Annotated in this window: 35 protein-coding genes, 1 tRNA gene and 1 pseudogene; 3 read left to right on the top strand and 34 right to left on the bottom strand. The window is 41.8% G+C overall.

Translation table 11 applies throughout. The annotated features are described in order from the left end of the window. Nucleotides 1-21 precede the first annotated feature (21 nt). From DXD25_RS09355 to DXD25_RS09525, 33 genes are all read right to left on the bottom strand, one after another. A complete protein-coding gene (locus tag DXD25_RS09355) occupies nt 22-2,937 on the bottom strand; it encodes a hypothetical protein (RefSeq protein WP_117663191.1) in 2,916 nt (971 codons plus the stop codon). 10 nt (nt 2,938-2,947) lie between these two features. After that, nucleotides 2,948-3,370 (bottom strand): hypothetical protein, encoded by a 423-nt coding sequence (locus tag DXD25_RS09360; RefSeq protein ID WP_117663193.1) that lies wholly within the window; start codon nt 3,368-3,370, stop codon nt 2,948-2,950. Nucleotides 3,371-3,406: 36 nt separating this feature from the next. Next, nucleotides 3,407-3,649, bottom strand: coding sequence for a hypothetical protein (locus tag DXD25_RS09365; RefSeq protein ID WP_117663195.1), 243 nt, complete (start codon nt 3,647-3,649; stop codon nt 3,407-3,409). Between the two features lie 3 nt (nt 3,650-3,652). Further along, on the bottom strand, nt 3,653-3,949 hold the full coding sequence (locus DXD25_RS09370) for a hypothetical protein (RefSeq protein WP_117663197.1): 297 nt from the start codon (nt 3,947-3,949) through the stop codon (nt 3,653-3,655). A 54-nt stretch (nt 3,950-4,003) separates the two neighbouring features. After that, nucleotides 4,004-4,195: a hypothetical protein gene (locus DXD25_RS09375; RefSeq protein ID WP_117663199.1), complete on the bottom strand. Its 192-nt coding sequence runs from the start codon at nt 4,193-4,195 to the stop codon at nt 4,004-4,006. After that, nucleotides 4,192-4,767 carry an FAD-dependent thymidylate synthase gene (locus tag DXD25_RS09380; protein WP_117663201.1) on the bottom strand — a complete coding sequence of 192 codons (576 nt, stop codon included), beginning with the start codon at nt 4,765-4,767 and terminating at the stop codon, nt 4,192-4,194. The genes DXD25_RS09375 and DXD25_RS09380 overlap by 4 nt, the downstream gene beginning before the upstream one ends. A gap of 120 nt (nt 4,768-4,887) precedes the next feature. Further along, nucleotides 4,888-5,247, bottom strand: a complete 360-nt coding sequence (locus DXD25_RS09385; RefSeq protein ID WP_117663203.1) for a hypothetical protein — start codon at nt 5,245-5,247, stop codon at nt 4,888-4,890. A 2-nt stretch (nt 5,248-5,249) separates the two neighbouring features. Continuing rightward, on the bottom strand, nt 5,250-5,531 hold the full coding sequence (locus tag DXD25_RS09390; protein ID WP_117663205.1) for a DUF4884 domain-containing protein: 282 nt from the start codon (nt 5,529-5,531) through the stop codon (nt 5,250-5,252). A 3-nt stretch (nt 5,532-5,534) separates the two neighbouring features. Next, complete coding sequence (locus tag DXD25_RS09395) at nt 5,535-5,900, bottom strand: YopX family protein (protein ID WP_117663207.1); 366 nt, start codon at nt 5,898-5,900, stop codon at nt 5,535-5,537. 376 nt (nt 5,901-6,276) lie between these two features. Further along, the gene (locus tag DXD25_RS09405; protein WP_117663211.1) at nt 6,277-6,681 is read right to left on the bottom strand and encodes a hypothetical protein; all 405 of its coding nucleotides are present in this window, start codon (nt 6,679-6,681) and stop codon (nt 6,277-6,279) included. 2 nt (nt 6,682-6,683) lie between these two features. Next, nucleotides 6,684-6,857 carry a hypothetical protein gene (locus DXD25_RS16695; protein ID WP_158556322.1) on the bottom strand — a complete coding sequence of 58 codons (174 nt, stop codon included), beginning with the start codon at nt 6,855-6,857 and terminating at the stop codon, nt 6,684-6,686. A gap of 178 nt (nt 6,858-7,035) precedes the next feature. Beyond that, the gene (locus tag DXD25_RS09410; RefSeq protein ID WP_117663213.1) at nt 7,036-7,371 is read right to left on the bottom strand and encodes a hypothetical protein; all 336 of its coding nucleotides are present in this window, start codon (nt 7,369-7,371) and stop codon (nt 7,036-7,038) included. Nucleotides 7,372-7,420: 49 nt separating this feature from the next. Continuing rightward, on the bottom strand, nt 7,421-7,849 hold the full coding sequence (locus tag DXD25_RS09415) for a hypothetical protein (RefSeq protein ID WP_187360464.1): 429 nt from the start codon (nt 7,847-7,849) through the stop codon (nt 7,421-7,423). 38 nt (nt 7,850-7,887) lie between these two features. Then, nucleotides 7,888-8,103 (bottom strand): hypothetical protein, encoded by a 216-nt coding sequence (locus DXD25_RS09420; protein WP_117663215.1) that lies wholly within the window; start codon nt 8,101-8,103, stop codon nt 7,888-7,890. 479 nt (nt 8,104-8,582) lie between these two features. Then, a complete protein-coding gene (locus DXD25_RS09430; protein ID WP_117663219.1) occupies nt 8,583-8,999 on the bottom strand; it encodes a hypothetical protein in 417 nt (138 codons plus the stop codon). Nucleotides 9,000-9,002: 3 nt separating this feature from the next. After that, complete coding sequence (locus tag DXD25_RS09435) at nt 9,003-9,263, bottom strand: hypothetical protein (RefSeq protein WP_117663221.1); 261 nt, start codon at nt 9,261-9,263, stop codon at nt 9,003-9,005. After that, on the bottom strand, nt 9,260-10,303 hold the full coding sequence (locus DXD25_RS09440) for a hypothetical protein (RefSeq protein WP_117663223.1): 1,044 nt from the start codon (nt 10,301-10,303) through the stop codon (nt 9,260-9,262). Before DXD25_RS09440 ends, DXD25_RS09435 begins: the two co-directional genes overlap by 4 nt. A 185-nt stretch (nt 10,304-10,488) precedes the next feature. After that, a complete protein-coding gene (locus tag DXD25_RS09450) occupies nt 10,489-10,671 on the bottom strand; it encodes a hypothetical protein (RefSeq protein ID WP_147327890.1) in 183 nt (60 codons plus the stop codon). A 30-nt stretch (nt 10,672-10,701) separates the two neighbouring features. Then, nucleotides 10,702-11,310: a hypothetical protein gene (locus DXD25_RS09455; protein ID WP_117663229.1), complete on the bottom strand. Its 609-nt coding sequence runs from the start codon at nt 11,308-11,310 to the stop codon at nt 10,702-10,704. Nucleotides 11,311-11,320: 10 nt separating this feature from the next. Next, nucleotides 11,321-11,536, bottom strand: a complete 216-nt coding sequence (locus DXD25_RS09460; protein ID WP_117663230.1) for a hypothetical protein — start codon at nt 11,534-11,536, stop codon at nt 11,321-11,323. Beyond that, complete coding sequence (locus DXD25_RS16500; RefSeq protein WP_147327891.1) at nt 11,496-11,750, bottom strand: hypothetical protein; 255 nt, start codon at nt 11,748-11,750, stop codon at nt 11,496-11,498. The genes DXD25_RS09460 and DXD25_RS16500 overlap by 41 nt, the downstream gene beginning before the upstream one ends. A gap of 3 nt (nt 11,751-11,753) precedes the next feature. Next, on the bottom strand, nt 11,754-12,041 hold the full coding sequence (locus DXD25_RS09470) for a hypothetical protein (RefSeq protein ID WP_147327892.1): 288 nt from the start codon (nt 12,039-12,041) through the stop codon (nt 11,754-11,756). 431 nt (nt 12,042-12,472) lie between these two features. Next, nucleotides 12,473-13,231 carry a DNA (cytosine-5-)-methyltransferase gene (gene dcm / locus DXD25_RS09475; RefSeq protein ID WP_117663236.1) on the bottom strand — a complete coding sequence of 253 codons (759 nt, stop codon included), beginning with the start codon at nt 13,229-13,231 and terminating at the stop codon, nt 12,473-12,475. Between the two features lie 13 nt (nt 13,232-13,244). Next, nucleotides 13,245-13,781 carry a hypothetical protein gene (locus DXD25_RS09480; protein ID WP_117663238.1) on the bottom strand — a complete coding sequence of 179 codons (537 nt, stop codon included), beginning with the start codon at nt 13,779-13,781 and terminating at the stop codon, nt 13,245-13,247. Further along, nucleotides 13,778-14,197 carry a VRR-NUC domain-containing protein gene (locus DXD25_RS09485; protein ID WP_117663240.1) on the bottom strand — a complete coding sequence of 140 codons (420 nt, stop codon included), beginning with the start codon at nt 14,195-14,197 and terminating at the stop codon, nt 13,778-13,780. The genes DXD25_RS09480 and DXD25_RS09485 overlap by 4 nt, the downstream gene beginning before the upstream one ends. Beyond that, nucleotides 14,197-14,958 carry a hypothetical protein gene (locus DXD25_RS09490; RefSeq protein ID WP_117663242.1) on the bottom strand — a complete coding sequence of 254 codons (762 nt, stop codon included), beginning with the start codon at nt 14,956-14,958 and terminating at the stop codon, nt 14,197-14,199. Before DXD25_RS09490 ends, DXD25_RS09485 begins: the two co-directional genes overlap by 1 nt. A 1-nt stretch (nt 14,959) precedes the next feature. Next, complete coding sequence (locus tag DXD25_RS09495; RefSeq protein WP_117663244.1) at nt 14,960-15,397, bottom strand: DUF1367 family protein; 438 nt, start codon at nt 15,395-15,397, stop codon at nt 14,960-14,962. A 22-nt stretch (nt 15,398-15,419) separates the two neighbouring features. Continuing rightward, a complete protein-coding gene (locus tag DXD25_RS09500; protein WP_117663246.1) occupies nt 15,420-15,860 on the bottom strand; it encodes a DUF3127 domain-containing protein in 441 nt (146 codons plus the stop codon). An 8-nt stretch (nt 15,861-15,868) separates the two neighbouring features. Beyond that, nucleotides 15,869-16,783: a hypothetical protein gene (locus DXD25_RS09505; RefSeq protein WP_117663248.1), complete on the bottom strand. Its 915-nt coding sequence runs from the start codon at nt 16,781-16,783 to the stop codon at nt 15,869-15,871. Then, entirely contained in the window at nt 16,780-17,406 is a 627-nt protein-coding gene (locus DXD25_RS09510; protein ID WP_117663250.1) for an ERF family protein, read from the bottom strand. Before DXD25_RS09510 ends, DXD25_RS09505 begins: the two co-directional genes overlap by 4 nt. 745 nt (nt 17,407-18,151) lie before the next feature. Then, a tRNA-Trp gene (locus DXD25_RS09515) sits at nt 18,152-18,226 on the bottom strand. Between the two features lie 291 nt (nt 18,227-18,517). Further along, nucleotides 18,518-18,835, bottom strand: a complete 318-nt coding sequence (locus DXD25_RS09520) for a helix-turn-helix domain-containing protein (protein WP_117663252.1) — start codon at nt 18,833-18,835, stop codon at nt 18,518-18,520. A gap of 1 nt (nt 18,836) precedes the next feature. Next, the gene (locus tag DXD25_RS09525) at nt 18,837-19,700 is read right to left on the bottom strand and encodes a phage regulatory protein/antirepressor Ant (protein ID WP_117663253.1); all 864 of its coding nucleotides are present in this window, start codon (nt 19,698-19,700) and stop codon (nt 18,837-18,839) included. A gap of 478 nt (nt 19,701-20,178) precedes the next feature. On the opposite strand from DXD25_RS09525, the gene DXD25_RS09535 reads away from it, so the two are divergent. From DXD25_RS09535 to DXD25_RS09550, 3 genes are all read left to right on the top strand, one after another. Beyond that, on the top strand, nt 20,179-20,502 hold the full coding sequence (locus tag DXD25_RS09535; protein WP_147327893.1) for a hypothetical protein: 324 nt from the start codon (nt 20,179-20,181) through the stop codon (nt 20,500-20,502). Between the two features lie 279 nt (nt 20,503-20,781). Continuing rightward, nucleotides 20,782-21,225, top strand: a complete 444-nt coding sequence (locus DXD25_RS09545) for a hypothetical protein (protein WP_117663261.1) — start codon at nt 20,782-20,784, stop codon at nt 21,223-21,225. Between the two features lie 25 nt (nt 21,226-21,250). Continuing rightward, the gene (locus DXD25_RS09550; RefSeq protein ID WP_117663263.1) at nt 21,251-21,565 is read left to right on the top strand and encodes a hypothetical protein; all 315 of its coding nucleotides are present in this window, start codon (nt 21,251-21,253) and stop codon (nt 21,563-21,565) included. Between the two features lie 87 nt (nt 21,566-21,652). Here DXD25_RS09550 and DXD25_RS09555 read toward each other — a convergent pair. Further along, nucleotides 21,653-21,829, bottom strand: a pseudogene (locus DXD25_RS09555) (tyrosine-type recombinase/integrase); the annotation flags it as partial. Nucleotides 21,830-21,867 lie beyond the last annotated feature (38 nt).

Consider the following 21,867-nt stretch of genomic DNA (forward strand, 5'->3'; position numbering starts at 1 on the left):
TTTATGTTTATGAAGAAAAACTTATCTAAGCTTGTTTTGCAGTCGGGCAACAAACTCTGTTCCTACGCTATGAATGGATTCATCGTAGCTGAGACTGCCCATTACCGCAAAGCGGAAATACTTGTAAGGTGATCCTGCCATACCAGCAAGAAGCTGGTTGACGGAAGAATGAATGTAGAACCAGTTGAAAAGGTCGTTGCTTCCATAGAGCACCACACCCACCTTACCTTTTGCAGCGTTGCGGAAATAACCACGGATGATACTCTTGAACATTGTCTTGTGGATATTCTCCTGACCGAGAGTCAACGGACGTGTACAGAAGAAATAGGAAACGCTTCCCGATGGCTCCTTGACATATACGTCAACAATCTTTCCGCTCTGATTGATGGCATAAGACTCAGGGTAAGAGTTGACGGTGGAACGGAACACGTTGTGCATCGTTCCCCACATTCTGCTCTTCAAGGAATACACATACGCATAGGTGTAGTCGGGTCTGAACACGATGATGCGGTTATCGTAATAATCATAGATCAGACTTGCCTTCTGCAGGAATGTTCTGAATCGGATATATTGGGTATCAGATTCAGGAATGCCACCAAGGGCAAGCAGCTTCTTCTGATAGTCGTTTTTGAATATCTGGGTGAAGACAAACGGATAACCATCAAGCACATCTGTGATACACTCGGAATCCCTGCCTCGCTGCATCATGATTCCTCGTTCCGTAGGGAACAGAACGGCATCATCAATCTGCAAGATACCCTTAGGGTTGGAGCAAATATCTCTGTTGGCTGGCTGTCGGGCATCGTAGGTTCCTTCCTGATTGGTCATTAACACCCATACTCCTTCATCTGTGAAAGCATAGAGAGGAGCTTCGCCAAACTGACCCTCGCTGATTGGTCGGGTATTGGCGGTAAGCGCATTGATAATGGATGATCCAACCTGAACCGAGTTCTTGGCAGGGAACACCATCGGATTCTCGGCTTCGCTGACCTTGACTACATTAGGCTGCTGAGAGACATACTTCTGATTGTCGGTCTTGCTTAATGCAGCATTATATTCGGCTTCCGTAATCTCGGTGAAGTCTCCCGTATCAATCGGTGTAGAATCCCAAGTATATTCAGAAGGGATAATGACTCCACTTCCGCTACCAAAGTTTCCTCCACTGGTTTCGCTTGCTTTAGTGCTGCCACCTCCAAAGTCTCCACCAGAAGAACCGCTCTTGATGAGCTTATGGCGATATACTTGCATAAAGGCTGGAAGTCCGGCATCATCGTGATAACGATACATATAATCAGACAACTCTGAACTTTCTGTTTCTGTTGGTGCATCTGTTCTTCCTCCAAATCCCTCGTTGTTCAAAGTATTTGAAGTCTGTCTATCTGCTGCAACTGGTGTCGAGCGGTTCTTACTGATGTTGATATAGTAAGACATTCCGAACGTCTCGGAAGGTTTCAGCTTAACTTTCTTTGAGTAGTATTTGCTGTATTTAGGGAGATAGAAGTAAATGGTCATAGCCGTAGCAAGAGTGCTAGGATATGCCAAGATAGGGCTGAGAGGGTATTGCAGCTTTCCCTTGTAGTAAATATCTCTCTTGATACTATTATCGCTGATGCTGACCTGATATACTGCATCACAGATGTAATCGGTAGAGAGTGTTTTATTGGGGGCAAGATCAGTGTACTCATTCAGGTACATCTGATTATTCGAGACTTTCCGGCTGGAGAAAATATTCGTATCGAAAGCATTGAAGATGGTCTTCTTTACGTTTCCGATATGCAAGCGGTTGTTGTATGTAATGGAACATTGACCGCCAAATGAGCTTCTCTGAAAGTCTGCAAGAGAAATACTTTCCTCGGTCTCCAATACTCGTTTGAGAGGAATAGCTGTGCCGAATTTATCCTTGCTGATGCTTGTGCTCAGATAGAAAGATTTCTTCTCGAAAGACTGATATACATCTTCCTCTGACAGATATTGAAAAGCATCGCAATTAACTCCTGATGCCATTTTGTCGTTCCAAAGGTAGCACTTATATCGTGATATACCTTTGGTTTGTTTCTCCGTATCAATAAATGATTCCGGCTGGGAAAGATAAACATCTACACCGCTGATGAGGTCTTCAAGACCTTCGGGTATATCCATATTGATAACGATGGAGTGAGTATGAAGGCTTGTGCTAGTACCAACAGCCTTTTTCTCCTGATACCAGATAAACTTGTTGAATGTTGTTTCAGGTGCAAGAATGAATGGATTTGATATATTGATGTATGATACACCATCATATAGACGGATGGCGATTACACCAAAAACGGTATATTTGAAATACTCCGTGCCATTCTCCTCCAACTGCTTATTGATCAGCGCATCCAAAGCATTGAAAATGATGGATGCACCTTTAAGAGAAGTATCTGTTCTATTGGAATAATACTTGTTTGACACAAAAGCGGAATCCCAATCATCACCAAGATTAACGGAAGCATTGCATACAACCGACTTTGTATTTGAGATAATTGCACTATAGTTAATGGCAGATAAGTCGAAACTAGTGTAATCGCTTCCGTTCCAATAGGCATACTTGGTGTTTTCCTCTCCCACAAAGCACAAGATATTTCCGATGGCACTTACGGCATTGACTTGGAAATTGCCAAGACTGATGGTGTTCTCACTTCCGTTTCCACCTTTCTCTGTCCAATACCAAGTATTGCCATTACGGATGATGTAGTGGGAGTGAATGGTATTATTGTGAGCAACCTTGTGAATCAGTTCGATGCTGGTTCCATCAGGTATGGTGATGGCAGAATCAACCACCACTGGCTGGTGGATAGGGTGGAGTGCTCCATCCTCGTTGATGAGGTTCAGGCAAGTTCCCGACTCACCCTCCTGACTTTCGTGGTCGGAAGGCGAGTGGGAAAGACCTTGAAATAATACTTCTTTAATCATATTTGTATTGTTATGTGTTTGGACGGATGATCTCGTAGTATGGCTCGCCATTTTTGTTCTTACGAGGAATGCAGGTCAGGCGCACCATCTTGTTGAGTGGGAGATTGTAATCATCAAGGATGGCTGTAACCGATGGACGTTCGCTTCGGAAACCAATCTTCTTGTGCTCCTGATTGTACTGGAGCGGACAGAAGATAGTCTGAGACTTGCGAAGTTCCTCCCAGTCCTCTCTCAGGCAGAATCCGTATGTTCCTCTGCTGGAGATACGGAAGACGAAGATGGAGCTATCTGTGCGCTCTATCTGCATAATATGGTTGTAGATGCCCTGCGAGAGAGTAACAGAATTGGCTCTACCATCAAGCACTACGAAATTCTTTCGATGCAGGAAACCTTGAATGTTCCGGCACTTGTCTTTAATATAACTGAATATCATTTTGCAAATATACGAAGTTTTGGTTAGAAAAGATTATTATCCGTTTACTTTTGCCTTCTTCTTGTTGTACTGGCGAAGGCGAAGCTTGGCATTCTCTGCTCTGAGACAACCGCAAGACTGGGTCACTCCTCGGAGCAAATTGCAGGATAGGACAGAAACACCTCTGCCACAATCACACTTGCATATCCAATAAACACCATTCTTACTGGATTTGCCGGAGCGGCAGCAGACATAAAGTCTGCCAAACCGCTTTCCTTTCAGGTCAATCAACTTTCCCATACCTTATTTCTTGCTAAGTTCCTTTGCCTCTTCAAGAGATAATGGCTTACCGCCAAGAGGTATGCGGAAGTCGAACTTGGAACGGAAGGAGTAGTAGCAGACGAAATCGAAGCTCTCCTTCATTCTCTCGTCAGTGGTGATGTATTTCTGATAAGCGATAACATCATCTTCTGAGCGATAGATGGTAGAGTTAACGAAGTAGTTGCTGGTTCCCTTATTGGCAATGACTGCGATATAGAACTTCTTGCCAAGGATGCGCTCTGTGATGCGCTGAATAATTGAGATTTTCTTTGTATTCATATATTAAATTTGATTAATTATTAAGAAGAATGCAGATAGGCTGCACTCTTTTTACTATTCGATTCCACAAGATACGATACCATCTTCTTTGTTGATTCCTCGGAAGTGCTCGCATCGCTGGCAAGCAAGGCTACCAACCATCAGGATTTCATTTGTGTACTTGCCTTTAATGCCGAATGGGCAGGGTGTGGTGTACTCGAAGTGCCCACCGACAAACTCGTTGACGTTATATTTTGGATATTTCATATACTATCTACACACAATAAATTAAGTTTTTTATATTCTCTTCTGATTATTTCATAGGAAGAATAAGTACTTCTTCCACATGACTTCTGCTCTGGGCAGAATCCTCTGTATATACACTGAGGAACGCAAGCGGATGCGAGGTAAGGCTCAATACGAACCAACTCGTCAAGTACCTTATACCAAATCTCTCTCGTCTCTCTTGCAGCCTTACTGCATAGTCTCAGCTTCGAGATATTGATGATCTCCTGAGCGTTGAGGGATAGCTGCAAGTTGACCAAATCATCCTGACGCATATCGTGGCGAGATACCTTGGAGCCCGTAATATCCGGTCGGGAGGTTGAAACGAATGGCTGAGCGTGAACGTGGCGAACAAAATGGTTGCTCACCCAGTATGGTATGCCATACATCTTAATATCGAACTCCAGCAATCTCAGTGGCGAGTGCTCGCTGAGAATCATCTGTTTCTTGAACTCATCGCTAGGCTCCTTACCCAGCGGTTCTTTTCGTTGTGTGAAGCGAGCAGCATCCACCACTCGTTCCCAATCTGTAACTTTTGCAATTTCTATTTTCATAACTATTTTTATTTTAGTTTCTGACCTTTCTTCTATCTGATCCGGCAGCTTTCTCCTTATCCCATTCAGCGATAGCTTCAGACAAATACTTATCCATAGCCTTAGTTAATCTTTCCATGACTATTCCTCTTTACTCGCCTGATCACCAAGAATATCCTTGATTTTCTTTTCGATGAACTCATTAGAAGTGAGTTTCTTAATAAGTTCATCTATATCAGGTAACTCTGCATCAACTCCGACTTCCTGATTTTTGGCGGAAACATATTCCTTTAGTGCTTTCATCCAAGAACTATTAGCCATGTCTGCCAACGAATCTTTTTTGCTCTCGTAGGCTTTCTTCAATTCTCCATTATCACGGAAATATCTGAGCACTTCCGTTAATGCAACAATGAAGTTCTTGTCTATCATCGGGTTGCTCTTCGCCTCTTCCAGTTTAAGCATCAGGAAGAGTAATGATGAATGTAAATCTGTTTTATCCATAATTATTCTTCGTTACATAAAGTTTCTACTACCTTTGTTCTTATGGTTTTTGTTGCAGGGTCATATTCGTCATGGCGAGCCTTTACCTCGCCTTTTTTGTTGGTAAAATAAACCACTCTGCCACCATCATAAAAACGATATACGGTTATACCATCCGCAACAAACAGTTTCTCTACTTTAATTTCATTAATAGAGTCTGATTTTGGAACATTAATTCCTTTGTTCTCGTTGCAAGAAACGAGCAGGAATATAACCGATACAAATAATAATATAATCTTCTTCATACGCTATTTCTTTTTATCGAATTTATTGCCAATAACGACCATATCTTCAGAAGAGTAATGAACTAATAAACCTTGCCCAAAGCAGAAAGCTTTACTATCCCAATTAATATCACCTATTCTTTCCGCATTGTTATCTTTGTGCTTAACTATATCCCCCTCATAGATAGATGTTCCATTCTTGTCTTTCAGACCTGTGAATTGGCAGACCGTTAAAGGGTCAACCTGATGTGCCTTGTTTCTATTAAGCATTGATTCACTCTGCTTATCCTCGATGATGTAAGTGTTATCACATTCAGCATAGAAGTAACCTTCAACCCACTTGCCATTGTCAAGACGTTTTGCCTTAAACTTAATATTTTCTATTTTCATAAGCTATTTTTCTAAACTTGTACTATTATCTTTACACTAGACTTAAACCAATTTAAGCCATAAGAATTAAGTAGAGATTGTAATCGGCTCTCAATTTCCCAAGGAGTACATAAAGGCTCTGTTCTGTAAGTAGAACCATTTATAGTATATTCTATACATTTTTGTGTAACCATAACTATTCTCCTTTAAGTTCTACTGGCTCATCGTTCCAAGTAAGTTCTCTTCCGATGAGTTTCCTGATGCTACCTTGTGGTATTTCTATGCATTTGCAAGAACCATAATCGTCTCTCCAGCTATATGCAGATCTGTGAGGCTCTGTTTCAAATATAAGTTCTGTACCAAAACTATTAACACATACCCAAGCCATAACTATTCCTCAACTTTTAATACCAAATGGAGTACCGTCTGCAAAGGTGTTGTCTTGGTAGCTGTTTTTTGATGCCAGCGAGATGGAGCTACCATCGGGATCTGCCAAGCCTACATAGTAGTCATCAACATAAACGATATTGAAATAACCTTCTTTGCATTTTATCCACCCGAAAGGCTGATGTTTGAGCATTTCAGCCCAACACTCTTCTGCGTTGGCAAAAGGGCGGTACTTTGGCTCTGGCTTGATGCGATACTCTGTATTATTCCAGTACTCAATCTCCTTCATTTCCGTCCAATCATTCGGAGTATCCTTTCTTTTTAATGTACTTGGGTCTGTTCTAGTTTCTATCACCTTTCCTTCAGCATAAGCTTGCAGAATAGGATAAAATTCTTTAGCTTGATTTCTGTCCATAATCAATCCTCCAACTCTTTAAGTGCATCATGTAAATTAACAATCGCTTTTTTAAGTTCTTTCTGTCTGTCTTCTATTACCTCTGTCTTTTCATCAAAGATAGCAGAACAGGCATATACAGAAGCTACTTGCATTTTAGCATACTGTATTTTCTTGATAGCTTTTTCTTTGTTCATTGCTTATCCTCCTTTGCGTTACACGTTGCTTGGTCTCCTTCATAGTAAGGAGCACCGACTTTAGGTAATATCTGAGTGTTTCTATTACAGGAACATTGTACTACCCAAGGTGCGTTTACCTTTCCACATCTAGGGCATATCCATCCTTCTTGTGCCATATTGCATTTAACTTTACTTATTATTTATCCTTATTTAATTTAAACTGCCTTGATAAAAATGAATCATTCTTTATCAAGTTGACAATTTCTTCTTCTGTATGAATGCCTTTCCAAAACAATTCGGTATGATCTCCAACTCTGTCTTCGTCTACAGAGAACGGAACACCATAATTTGTATAAACCTCTCCGTGATGTTTGATAACGTGGCGACCAGGATTTTTTCGGATATTATTTATCCAAGCTTCATTATCGCATTCGCACCATATCTCATACTCTGCTCCTGTCAGCGTTTTGTCAATGCCAATAGGATAATGACCGGAACCCCCTTTCGTTCCAAAGTAAATAATCTCTGCCATATTCTCTTCTTTTTACCCTCTCCCTGTTGCCAAGGAGAGGGTGGTGATGTTACTTGCCTTTTGATTTGCATAATGAAGGCGATTTACAAAATGAGTATGAATCTGCCTCTATAATACGAGCTTCTAATGAGCTTAAATATATACCCATGCCGACTTTCTGTTGTATTGCTAACTGATACTGATAGTCTCCTACCTTTTCACGGAAATCATCCTTCTGTAAAGCGGTATTTAGCTTTCCTAATTTGTCACTCAACTCATTATACTCAATACGGAGTCTATCCATGAAATTCTCGAAAGGCTTGTATGCTTCATCAAACACACTCTTAGGAGACCAAGACTTATATCCGTCCTTGTACTCTACCAAGTAACCATCTTCCTCAACGGTTGCTGGCTTAATTTCTCTACCAAGCACCTTCTGTGCTTCTGTCATAGTCATAGGCTCTGCCATAATGACCTTTGTTCCAATGTACTTTTTCATATTACTTATATTTATATCCCATAAGGGATGGTTAGTTACTAAAGCTCATCAAACTCTTTTTGCAATCTCTGTTTTGTTTCATTCAGAAGTTGCTTGAATTTAGTCTCAAATTCCTTATCACACTGTGATAGCCCCCAAAGGGCATCAGCAAGTTTACCATTGTATGAATTTGAAGACATAGCTAAGAGTTCATCTGCTTTCGGAATCAAACTCTTGGCTAAGATATTTGCTCTTTCTAATTTGTCTATATTCATATTACTATTTATTTATGCCCGAAGGCGTTAAACAATCAATTCATTAAATTTTCAACCACATTTGACAGCTTCCTTGCTTTGTCTTGCAAGAACTTAGGAAGATTGTCGAAATCAGAATGCTTTAATCTTACGATACACAATATACCTTTTGCTATCAGTATTGATAGAATAAACAATAATACAGCCATTGCGTATATAGGAAACTTTATAATTGCTATTATTCTTTTCATACTTACACCTCCATTTCTGAGTTGATATTCAAGCCAAAGAGAAGGTGCTGCAACTGATCCTTAACTTCTTTAAAGATTACATTCTTGTGGTCTGAACGCTTTGATTCTCTACACTCAAAAATATCGTCTCCTTCATTGTTTTTGTATGGGTCATTACATGTATGATTCATATCGGAAGAAAAAAACAACCATCACAACCCTCCTGCTCCACGGCTTCAATAGTAACTTTTTCTCCAACTTTAAGCTCTTTCATTGTTTGCCTCCTTTCTGCAAATCATCAAGGTAAAGCCACTTAGAACACCATCCTCCTTCATCGCAAATCATCTTCCAAGTATCCTCATCATATCCATCTTTCCCTGTATTACACAAGTCGTAATATTCATCATTATCTAATTCTCTTTCACCGACAGAATATGATTCGAACCACATAAGAACAGATTTATTCTTTTCTTTTGGTACTTCTTCGCCGTCATGCCACAAATCTTTCAAGAACTCCTTGATAGCCCACTTAGCACCATCTTTAAACAACTCAGCGCCAAATTCTTGGCAGAAGTGATGCTGACCGTCAACCTCTGTGTCTTCATTATAAGACATTATAGGCAAGTCTTGCTCATACAAGTCTGCTGCTCCTTGTGCAGCTTCTTCTATTTTCTTATCGTCTATCATAACTTACTTCTCCTTTAAACGTTCTATTAATTTATCTGCGATTTTGATGGCAGAATTAACAATACTGTCATACGTAGAGTTAGGACGTTGCACAAGACCTGCTGCAACATCTTTTGCTATCTCATATCTTCTCTGCTCCCAAATGGTTTCTTCGTTGTCATTATTCTGTGTAAAGCTTGAACAAAGTATTACATCCTCCTCATTTTGTTTGGGTCTTTTGCTACAAAAAAAATATCTGGAGCAGTAACTACATAATCCTTTCATCCTTCACCTCCTTTCCAATCATCAGTCGTTCCTAGTAGATGTGCTGTCTCTTCGTTGTAAGGGATACAATACATCCATAAATCTCCTACACATAAATACTTACCACTCTGCGTGTAATCAATTTCTTTTCGTGTAAGACGAGCAAAGAAATCAGCTTCCCAAGTATCATCCTTAGAATTTCGACAAAGCACCTTATCAAATGGTTTTAGCTCAACCTTTGGCTTCAAATCCACAATCTGTTTCTTCTCAGCATCCCAAGTCTTGCCTTTCTTTGCGAGAGCATCAAAGAGTTGCTGCTTCTCGGAGTCTGTTGCTGAGCGGAGGCTATAATGAACTTTTGTATTACAATATTCAGCTACAGCAAATTTATCGTCAGCATTATAGAAAGCATAGTAAAAGGCTCTTTCGTCTCCATCTTTATATTCACCTTTTAAGATGAAAATACAATTTGCAAAAAGTTTAATTCCTTTCATAAACACAATATTCCCATCCTTGAACTCAGGCTGAGTCTTCTCAATCTCCAAGGTTTCACGATTAAGTTTTCCGCCCAATCGCTCCTCGATGGTGCTGATGTAGGTCTGAGCATCACTTTCTTTCGCTTTGCTAAATAAAGAAGTTTGCATGTAGCCATCATTCTCTTCGTATCTTTCTGTACTATTTTCGTATTCCAAAAGATAATGCTTACCATGAAACGTTTTGTAGGTATCATCATCAAAACCTTCAAAGATAATATGTACATTTCCTTCTTTGTGAACAAGAATATCTCCCTTCTTCCAAGCGAATTTATTCCAATCTCGCATTTCCTTAGAAGGTAGGAGAATCTGTAAGCCATTAAGTCCTCCTCTTACTGTACCAAATTCGGAATAGCCACGAAGGCAAGTAGTATTATTATCAGTCTCATTCGTACACCAAACTACTGTTCCTGTATCTGTAGTACAGATGGTATCTAACTCTACATCTATATTATATAACAAGTCATATAACTTAGTTTCTTGCGGCTTATCCTTTAGGATAGCCGCTACATTTATCTTTGTCTCCATATTACTTTACTCTTATGAATTGAACATTCTTTCCGTCTTTTCGCTCGATACGAGCACACTTGATTCGCTCACAAACATCCGCATTAATATTGCTTGCAATCTCGTAGAAAAAACAATTATCACAACCTTCGTGTTCAACTACCTTTAACACGACTTCTGCTCCAATAGGTAAATCTTCCATATGCTTAATTTCTCATTACGTGACACTTAACAACCTTGTTGACCATATTTGGCTGCTGCTTTTTAAAACTTTCTATAAACTCTCTTTCCATTTTCTCTGGGAAGATGGGCTTGGTGGGTTTCGGGATTGTCAGGATGGCAAGAATCTTGCTGCCATCCGACAATTCTATGAGACACCTTCTACTCATTTGTTCTATTCCAAACATACGGCTGTCCTCCTAGTATTTATATCCGTGAAGATACGGACGAGTTTCGTTATACTTCATTTTCAGCCTGATCTGCTCTTTCAGGTCGATGTTGTTGCTATGGGCAATCGCAAAGATGTCCATCAGAAGCTCCTGAAGGTATTTTGCGAGATACCAGCTTGGTGAACTATCCAAGTCCAAGACTCCCATCTTTTCGATGATGCGGTATAGGTCTCCGGCTAAATCAAATCCGAAGATATAACGTGCCAGCTTATACTCACCTATGAGGTCTTCATCTTCTGATAGCTCGATTTTGTCTCCATCCATGATCCAACCCAAGAGTGAGAGGATGCGAATGGCGATGTCGGCAAACTCAGACTCTACCGTACCATCCAGCGTGTTCTTGTAGGCGGTAGGCATATCCCAGCTCGTTTTAATCATGCTCTCGTAGTCTTCGATGGAGCCGTGTCTGTCTTTTCTGTCGGCTTGCAATACCTCGCTCATTTCCACGATGATGAACATCAGAAGAAATGCGGTATTAACATCCTTTGGGTAGAAGCCCTTATTCTTGGCAGACTCGTAAGCTTGCTTTGATAATACTTCCAGTTCCTCCTTTAAAATGATTTTTAATTCTTTTTCCATATTGATTTGATTATTGTTTTCTGATAGTGAATGCCATATCATTGAGGGTCTTGCACCAGTTTATCCTGCCTTCTCTGACTAACTCATTGAGGGATTGATAAGGCTTGTGGAATCCCCGATTGATAATCTCTGTGGTTCTGACGTGAGGAGGCACGATGTGAGCGGCTTCTCTCTTGTCTTGAATCTCAGCGATGATGGCTAGGATTTGTTCTTTCTCTGTCTTCATTTGGTGAAGGTAAGAATGAGACGTTGGTTACTTCGGACTGGAACATTAATTGTTCACACATTCCGTTCAAGTCTTTTTGATACCACAAGCCATCGTACATCGTTCCGATGATTGGATTTCCTTTGTACCAGAGTACCATGGTCTTGTGAGTAAAGAGGGCTTTATGCGCCTTACTGATGCGCTTGCCTACCTTAATATATCCGAAAATATCCATAAGCTAGAAGAGTGATAGCTGACCAGTCTTGTCGTGGTAGTGATTACCCGAAGGGAAAATCAGTTCCTCGAACATAGCGGTCAGGCAGTTGGTGACTATTGAGTTTCCTGCGAGGGCATAGAGCTTGCTCTTGCAGATGATGCTGGCTCCCGACTTCTCCTTGCTCAGGAGCTTGTCTATGTCGGCTTCGTGTACACCCATCAGCCGGAAGCAGTCTCTAGGAGTGTACTTCCTGATTTGGATTGAGTATTTCTTGCCGTTGGGAGCCGTATGAATGATTTGTTTGTTCATAACTGTAACAAATGTCATGTTTGATTTATCTATGGTTGTCTTGATGGTGGGGCTGATGCCTTTGAGAACCATCTGGTTGTAGAGATCTAAGATTTATCCACCCATATCAGGCTTCACCTTCCCCGAAAGGAGCAGGGATTTCATTCGCTTTCCTCCTGTTATCATACTCGATTGATGATTAAGAATAGTGGAATATTGTTTCCTCCGTTTCCCATTACAGAATTGAGAGTAGGGGAGATTCCTTTAACGGAATAAACACGATTCTGTTGCTCAAATCTCTCAGGTCTGTTAAGACTTACCAGCTTTATAATTTTGTCGCACATTATAATTTCTTGATGATTAAGACTCCACCCTTTGGATAATGACCAGTATCTAGCATATTCATTACGCTGGTCTTTGAAAAACTGGAGGTGACAGCAACAGAGCAACCATCAGCCGTTTTGGGTATTGAAATCTTCGGGGTAGAGCTTTTGGATGGATTCATTGATGTCTGCTTTGGTGAGATACTTTTCTAGAAGGGGCTGGGAGAGGTAATACTCAGGAGATACATCATCTTCCAAGATGTCCTCAACCGTTGTCTCCAGCTTGATAGGAGAGGGGAAGTGATACTCTGGGTTCGGATCATCCTCGGTGCGGAGAATGGAAATGACAAAGATACGCTCACGATTCTGTGGGATTCCGTAATCTTTGGCATTCAGAACCTTGTAGAAGGAAGTGTAACCGAAGGAGTCTAGGTCTGCGAGATATTGGAAGAAGTACTTCCTCATCTTCTTGGTGAGCAGACCTTTCACATTCTCCAGCATCACATATTTAGGATGCTTGGCTTCCAACATTCTCCTTTCTTGGAAAATCAGGGAAGAACGTGTACCGCTACCTTCTTCTGCTCCCTTGCGAAGTCCTGCGTTTGAGAAGTCTTGGCAGGGAGAAGACCAGGATATGAAATCAAAGTCGGGAACCTCATTCCAGTCTATCCTCGTCACATCACCATAGTTAGTGATGTCTCTTCCGTGCAGGAGCCCATAAGCTTGGATGGCAGATGCTTCTATCTCGGAATAGCCCACTACCTTGAAGTCGAACTCATGGTGCTTCTCTTTGAGGTACTTGAAGGCTAGGCTCTGACTGCCATAGCCAGCGAAGGCTTCAAAGATTCTGAGCGGATGCTGCTTGTTGTATTTGCTGATTTGTATCATAGAGTTAATGATGTTATGGATTCCATTGGATGCCCAAGCGTTCCAAGGTTCCGTTGTCACGATATATCTCCAACTGCTTACGGCAGAAGCTTTGAGGATTGTTGTGAAGAACCTGAATCATACCATAGATACGCTGGCGAAGAGCGTGGTTCTTGGCATCTTCCGTGTTCTGTTCCTGTTCTACCTTTGTCTTGGCGATAAGCTGACTGATTTCTGATTCAGACTCATTGGTTGAAACTGGTGGTGGAGTGCCACCGATGATCTCGTCTTCCCAAGCTCTCTGGTTGAGGAAGGTCTGAAAGTTCTTGCGATATTTTTTATCCTCGGTTGCAATCACATATAATGGGATGTACTCGATAGCAGCCTTGCGGTCTTTCTGACTCATTGAGTTCCATTTCTTTTCCAGCTTCTCCTTGCAGCCCACCTTCTTCTGATATAAATCCCAAGCTCTCGCAAAGGTATATTCATCTTTGACTTGCTTGGGTGGGGCAGTAACCTTGTAGCCGTTCTCCTCTAGGAGCAGGATGGCTTGTTTGATTTCGTCTGTCATAGTTCACCATTAAGATAATTGTCGATTGCTTTCATAAATTCATCTATAGAGCGGACGATGATGTACTTGCCACCATGTCGTTCCACTTCATGCTGGAATACCTTCTGTTCGGGTTCCTGCCTACCTTTCGGAGTCTTGTTTTCGATGCAGAGGAAACCATACTGAGAGGTGCTTTTAAGGAGGATCATATCTGATACCCCTGCCTTCATACCTTCCTCTTTCAGCCATGCGGCTTGTCTGGAGGTTCGCTTGCCACCATTAGGAACGGCAAAGAAGACCCCTTCGAGGTCAGGATGTACCCCACGGATATACCTGACCTCTGCGGCTTGCAAGTTGTGCTCATCATAGGATGAACGCTTGCGTATCTTCTTGCCTTCCTGCAATAGCTTTGCCTTGATTTCAGCGTAGCTTGCCATTACCAGTCGGTTGAGAAAAGGTTGTTGAGAGAGTTTTCACCCATCAGAAGGATGGCTCTGTTTGCTGCTTCTTCTGATTTGAAGTAAACAGAACCATTATTAAACCATTTAAAGAATCTGACAACATATTTTCCGTTTTCAATACGAATAAACCAGTTTTTGTTGTTACCATCGAAATATGGCATCCAATCACCATTGAGATACTTGGCGATGTTCATCAGCTTGTTGAAAGCCAACAAACGTTTTGCCTGAGCCTCGGTAGTGCAGTTATTTTGGTCATTATAGTAAACTACCCCTATCGTTGCTGTGTAGATTTTGGTTCGACCAATCCAAGATGCAATCTTGTCTAAGAAGAGTTCTTTGAGAATATCATCGTAAGTGATAGTCTTCTTCTGAGTCTCCTCATTTTGAGGATGATCATTCTGAGCATGCTTCTTGCACACCATCAGCTTGCCTTCCTCATTGAAGAAGAACTTTAGGTTCTCAGGGATAAAGTACTCTACAGCCGTACCATCATTCGGGATATACAACTTAGATAAGGAAGCATTACCTTCGTTGATGTTCTGAATATCCTTGTCGGTGATACCATCGGTATGGATGGAAGGGGTGTTCTCGTCCTTCTCCTTCATCTTGTTGGCAATCATTTCTGCACACTTGCCGAGGATTGCTCCGAAAAGCATCTGGGCGAATGGTGGTAACTCTGGCTGGTTGTTGCGCTGAAGGTTACGTCTGTTGTTGCGCTTGTCGTTTCTACGTGTCATATTATGTATAATTTTTTAGAATGTTATTAAACTCGTCTTCTGATACACCATCGGCAACCATGATTGTAAGGATGGTGTCCAAGACCTTGGAATAAACTTCATTGAAGGCTGGCTCATCCATCTTGGCGAAGGAGATAGATTTTGCTCTCTCTAAGAACTTCTGTCCGTTCAGGTCGTAAAGCGGTTCGCTGAATCCTGATGTTATCAGAAGTTGCTCACGGAATGTCTCTACGGAACGGAGATTGATGCGCTGCTGCTCGGTGAGACAATCCCAAGCAGCTCGGATCAGGGAGAAGAACTTGCGGTGGAACTTCACGTTGCGTGGGCGGACGATGTTCGCCTTGACAACAGAGCCAACCTTAATCTTTCTCAACTGCTCATAGTCTTCGTCTGCATAAGCTTGAAGACCAAGAGAAGTACGCACAAAATGGATTTCCATAACCTTTGTTTTTGAATATCAACTAATTGTTGGCTGGGAATGGAAGATTACCCTGCTGACCACCATATTGAGCTTGCTGCGGAGGATTCTGCTGGAATCCCTGCTGAGCACCCTGCTGGTAGTTCTGTCCTACCTGACTAGCGTACACCTGACCCTGCTGCTGCATCTGCTGAGGCTGGGCGGTTGGTCGCTGCACCTTCCAGCAATCCAACTGATTGAACCATCGTCCGTCCTTAGACTGATGTGCCTTCAATCCGATGTGAGCGGTGATGATCTCACCAACTTGGATGTTGAACAGCTGCAGCTTGTCAGAGCCATAGACCTGAATCACGGCTCTTGCTGGGTACTGCTGGTTCAACTCCTCGATAACATATTCACACGAACTCCATTGAGTTCCGTTTTGGCTTGTTCCTGATTGGACTTGCCCTGCTGCAATAATCTTGCCTGTAAATGTTACGTTCATATCTATACTTAATTAAGTTTGATTCTGATGGATGGCTTCGTAGTAGTATCTTTCAGATAGTACTCATAGTGTTCCGGCTCGGTGTCCTTGAAGAGTTTCGTGTCGAAGGTCTTCTTTGTGGATGCTGCCACATAGGAGTAGGAGCCATATTGAGTCTTGATGGATTTCTGCTTGTTGGCTTCCATCATCTTCATCAGCTTCTCCTTCAAGGCATCCTGCTCTATCTTCAAGGCATCAATCCTAGCGGTGACGAGTCGGTACTGCTGCTCGGTGCTGGAGAAGGCTTCCGGCACTTCCACCTCATACTTGTAGTCAGGATCATCCTCCAAGTATGCCTTGATAAGAGCATCAATCTTCTCTTCCGATACCCTAGGCAGCGGCTGGAATCGGCTCTGTCCGTTCTTGAACCACATACATACCAGTTCCTTCACCTTCAAGTCGGGATTCTGCTCCTCGAACCATCGGGCATAGATGGATAGCTGGAGAGAAACGTTGTCGTAGTGCAGGGTGGAGGTGGTCTTGTAATCTACCAGATAGATGTTGCCATCGCTATCAGCGAAGACTCCATCAATGGCAGAAGCGAAATCCTCACCATCGGTAACGAGATACTCGGAATCAACGTGATGGAGACCGTAGGAGACCAGCATACTATTGAATGCCCGAATCTCTTCTGTCGGGTTCGGGTACATCTTGATGTCGGAATCGAAGACGGTACAGAACAGCTCGAAGGAGTTATGGATCATACCTCCTCGTTCTGCAGCCTTCATCAGTACAGACTCAGGAATATCCTTGTAGGTGTCTGGGAATGCCTTTCTTACCAGCGTTCCTGTGATACCTTTCAGTTGCTTCTTGCCAATGAAGTATTGGTGAGTCTCCTCTATGAAGGTGATCTTCGGCTTATTCAGCTTGATGTTCTGTGTCATAGCCCTAACTCCTTTCTCTTAGCGGATAAGGCTTGCATAAACTGAGGGTTGCTGTTGAGCGGCATATAAGTGCACATCACCCATTTGATGTTGTCTCTGTTCACACATCGCTTCACCATTTCCAAAGCTTCGGCTAGGTTGTCTGGATGATACTTAGGTTGCGCTGACTGGTCGGTTGCCTGAGATTGCTGCTGAGTCTGTGCAGTCTGCTGAGCTGCCTGATGAAGAATGTTATCCTGCTGACCAGTATTGGTTGTGTCAGAATCAGCGTTATCATCAATGGCAAACAGACCATTGAGCGCATACTTTCGGGCATAGGATGAGGAGGCACCAGTAATCTGACTTCCGTCCATACCTTTCTTGGTTTCCTCTTCTCTAGCCCAACCAGTGGTCTCCTCGAACTCGCCCTTCTCATTCTTGATGGTGGCGGTAGCCTTCACATAGATGCGGTTGCCTATCATAACAATATCATCTGATATGATAAGCGTACACTTCTGCTTGGCGAGCAAAGGCTTGACAGCTTCAAGGATGTCTTCTGCCTTGCGGTACTTGTAGCCACCGAATTTGTTGAACTGACTCTTCGGTGCTTTCAGTTCCGATTGAATCGTAATAAGCTCTTTCATGTCCTTATTATATTAATAGTTATTGATACTTCCATTCATAGCCCTTACATCTGTAAGTGCCATCCGATTTCTTATTCGGGTTGTCACATATCTGCTCAAACAAGCAGTCGTGGCAGCTTTTCGGTTTGAATAACATATCTTGTTTCTTTAAAATGTTCTACAATAAAAATCCCCTCGATTCTCACGAACAGAGGGGATAGGTTGAAATATACAACTTTAACGAGTTATTAAATGCAGTCGCTACTGCGATAGTCGTAAATGATACATAATTTTTATATGGTTTGAAAAAATGTGTCTATCAAAAAGGAGGGGTGGGAGTAATAAAGCACCCCTCCGAGGAGCGACATCAGAATATAATTGCCGGATGGTGATAGTCGCTCCAAGTTCCCTTCTGCATTTGTGGAGGCTTAGGACTCCCAGCACTCGTAATCGCATACATTATATTAGTATGGAAATATTAATATTTTATCTATGACAAAGTCGTGCTGGCTGCATTAGAACCATTGTAGTTGTGCGCTTCTACCTATTGATGCTACCTTATTATATATAAGGGTCACGGCATCAGGTCTGCATCTTCACAAGTGAACTCCAAGCGTTCCAAATTCCACCCAGTAGGTGTATGTATTAGCTTGCCACTTCCACGTCTAAGCATCATCTGTGGTTAATGATGCTCCTTTTGGGTACGTGTACCTCTCTAGGAAGGTTTATCCTATCCGATATGACTCCTCGGAATCGGGCGATATTGGGCATAGGGTAGGAATCGAACCTACGACCTTGAAGGTGATGGAGCCTCCTGCTCTACCATCTGAGCTACCTATGCCGATTCAAACAAATACTAACTAAAAACAATCTTGAACCTACACAACAGTTGTGGAGCTGGGAATAGCAAATTCCAAAAAATCCTTGCGAATCAGACTTTTGTCCTTATTTTGAGATAAATAAAACGAAAATTTTAAACTAATTAATATCAAACAATTTTTTATGCCGGATTCAGCTCCATATATATCTACTCGTTCACTTCATTGAAGTAAGAGTGGATTTCCTTAACTACTATAGCGAATGTGGCGATACTTGCCACCAACATAACATTTGCGAACATATCTTTTCTGTTTTAATGGGTTATACAATAGGCTTCCACCTCAGAATCTATCTCCGACTGGGGCTTCACCCTGTTCTGCAGCATCCAATCCTCTAGGTCACTCTTCTTGAAATACAAGGCTCGCTGGTTGGGCTTGTAGATAGGGATGGTATGCTCTGCCACCATCTTTCTGAGTGTTCTGATGGTTACTCCCAGTACTATGGATGCTTCATCAATATTGAGCACATTCTTTGTTCCGATGAGAATATACTTCTCTATTCGGGCAAGTGTCTCTCCAAGACTACTCTTATTCGTCTCTTCAATATCACTTTTTATCGTTTCATCTTTCATATCACTCGAAGTTAATGGTTTGTTGACTGGCACCAGATGTCTTGGAAGGCTCTCTTCCACCAGTGCCCTTATCTCTGGGAGTGTTCTCCTGCTCTATCAAGGGGAGAATGCCCTTTCCTTTGAGTGCTTCATAAAGGAAGAGTCTTCCCTTCGTTGTCCACTCCGTATTGTACTTCACATCGTGCCTACCATCCCTGCGGATGATGTCCACCGCTCTGCTATGAACATAGCCACCTTTCAGGAACTGAGCGTACAATATCCACTGACCTCTCTCCTTGTGCTGGATTCTCATAGATTCCAACTCTTTGTTCATAGCGATAGCACTCATACCGTAGTCTTGCGCTATCTGGGTGATGGTCATTGTTGCGTTGCTCTGCAGGATTCTGTCGTAGTAGCTTACCTTCGGCAGCATTTCAGTAATCTTGTTGCCCAGCTCCACGTTCGCCTTGCTGATAGTGATGATCGTCTCATCCTTCTGCTTATTCTCCAGAGCAAGCTGCTGCTTCTCTTCTTCTGCCTTGACCAGAGACTTCAAAGCTTCGAGATAGTTCTGAGGAACGGATGGCTTTTGGTGTTGCTCCTCCAGCTCCTTCCACCGCTTGATCAACTTTGCTCTCGCTTCATCGTTGAACTTTGTGGCGATGTAGAGACACTCTTCTTTGTTGAGGGAGTAACAAGGTCTCGTCTCGCCTTTTTCATCTTTGTAATCAACCAGCTCAAACTTGCGCCCGTTGATTTTTTCCCAAGCTGGCTCCATGTTTCTGATTGCTCTCATAACATTTTTGTGGAGCCTTGCAGTAATTTCTGCAATCTGTAGTGATGTCATTCTGTCACCATCTACAATAGTTGTTGAAATTTCATTCATAGGATTCCTCCTTCTTTTATATTAGTTCAACACTGGCTTCTCGCTTTCGACACCTTCGAAGTTGTCTAGAGCATCCTGCCGGATTGCATCAGCTCGTCTATTCATTGTCTTATATGCTAACGCATTATACAAAGTTGTTTGCGAGCACTGATACTTCTTTTTAAGTTCTTCCCGATTTTTTATAGAAACCGAGATGATTTTTTGCATTTTTACTTGCATATTTCATTTCTTTTGTTTATTTTTGCCACCGAAAACGAATAGGGAACGCTTTTAAAACATTTCTGTATCGTTTTCGAGTGCAAAGATATACATTTATGTTTAACTAGCCAAACATTTATGTATATTTCTTTAGTCGTTTATGATTATTTAAGTATGGTTTAAAAATGTGAATTATATGGAAAGTGTTATTAATCAAAGAATTAAGTCTGTTTTAGAAGATAGACAAATAAGTATATCTGCATTTTCAAAAATGATAGGAATGCAGCAAGTAACTTGTAATCGTCAGATTCGAGGTGATCAGGCGGTGTCTCTTGGTCTCATAGAAGGATTCCTAGAGAAGTTTGACGATATATCAGCCGAATGGCTCCTTCGTGGTGTTGGCTCTATGTATCGCAAGGAAGAGTCAGCCGGAGGAGTAGAGGAAGCAATCAGCACAAATATGGTAGCCGAGCCAGCTCCAGCCTATCGTGCCCAGCCTGAGCAGGATGAATCCATCTGGAAGGCAAAGTATGAAGCTATCAAGGAGTGCTATGATATGCTGGTGTCTAGCCTTGGCAGTATGAGAAAAGCAAATGTTGGATAATTAAAATGTGGTAGGTATGGGGTTCCTTCATATATTGGTTATGTTTGCATTCATCTTATTGGTTACTGGATGGATGATAGGGGTTTGTGATTCACTCTTTCACGGAAGGTTCTTTAACTGGCTATGCGAAAAGAAATGGATGGTTGCTCCTGTCTGGGTGTTGCTACTGATATTCATTGCTAGAATATGGTATATCGTGTTGTTTGATATTCAAAAAATAGTTAACTATATCTTTGGGTTATGTGGTTGCAATCCTATAGATTTAAAAAACTTTGGGTAATGGGAATAGGTCTAGTTATATTTTTCTTGGTTGCGTGTTACCTTATCTATAAGGTTTCTTGCATCAGTTATGTTCATTCGGAAAAGAAACGATTAAGTGAAGAATACTGGAAGCTTAAACGTAAGGAAGGCATAAAGACATCTGGTACTATCTGCATACAAGATGGTAGCAGAAGAATAATGCTTCGTAAGGATTTCATAGAGCGAGAATGGAATAAGACCGGCAAAGGTGGAATGCCTATCCGTGGAGAATATGAATCAGCAGCGCATTTTCTGAAACGTGTTGATGAATATCGCAAAATGAAGGCTGAACAGAAAAGACACTATGATGAGGAGTTGGCACGAAAGAAACAGAGTATCTTGGGTAGATGCGCAAATGCTCCTTTATCGAAGTCTGAGTATGAAGCTGACGAAATATTAAAGAATTACAATGGAGAAAAATAATTTTCCTAACTAGAAAAATAAAATTATGCCAAAAGAAATTATTTACGTGTTTGTAGCATTTATAGCGATAGCTGCAATTTATTTTATGTATAGCTCTTTGAGAGTTAACAGAAAAGAAGGTGAAACTTCAAGTGTTAAGGATGATAGCAAGAAGGTAGCCAAGATGGTGTTTAGATATGTTTCCGTTGCGATTGCCTTTGTTGTCTGTATGGTTGTGTTGGTTGCTATTGAATCCCAGTTTGTAGAGCCTAATAAAGGCTTTATCTGTGGTGACTTTGCTGTATCTGCTATGGTTGCTGTCTTTGTTGGTAGCTTTCTGAAAAAGAAACTTGGTTTGTAGTCTTTGCAAAGTTTGCAGCAAACGTTGCAAACCTTGCGGAGACTAAGAGTTGGTACGGAGAGGGTACGGAGAAGGTACGGAGGGAGTCTAGTCCTTATCGAAGAACTTATCAATGAGTCCTACGGCTTCATCCTTCTTCTTGTCTATGATCTTGGCATATATCTCTGTTGTGGATATGCGAGAGTGCCCAAGCAGCTTGCTGGTGGTGTATATGTCTGCCCCAAGAGTGAGCATCATCGTGGCGAAGGTATGTCGGGCGGTATGCACAATTTAAGCAAAAGCAACGGAAAGTGAAGATGAGA

This window comes from Prevotella sp. TF12-30, assembly GCF_003436715.1.
Taxonomy (GTDB): Bacteria; Bacteroidota; Bacteroidia; order Bacteroidales; family Bacteroidaceae; genus Prevotella; species Prevotella copri_A.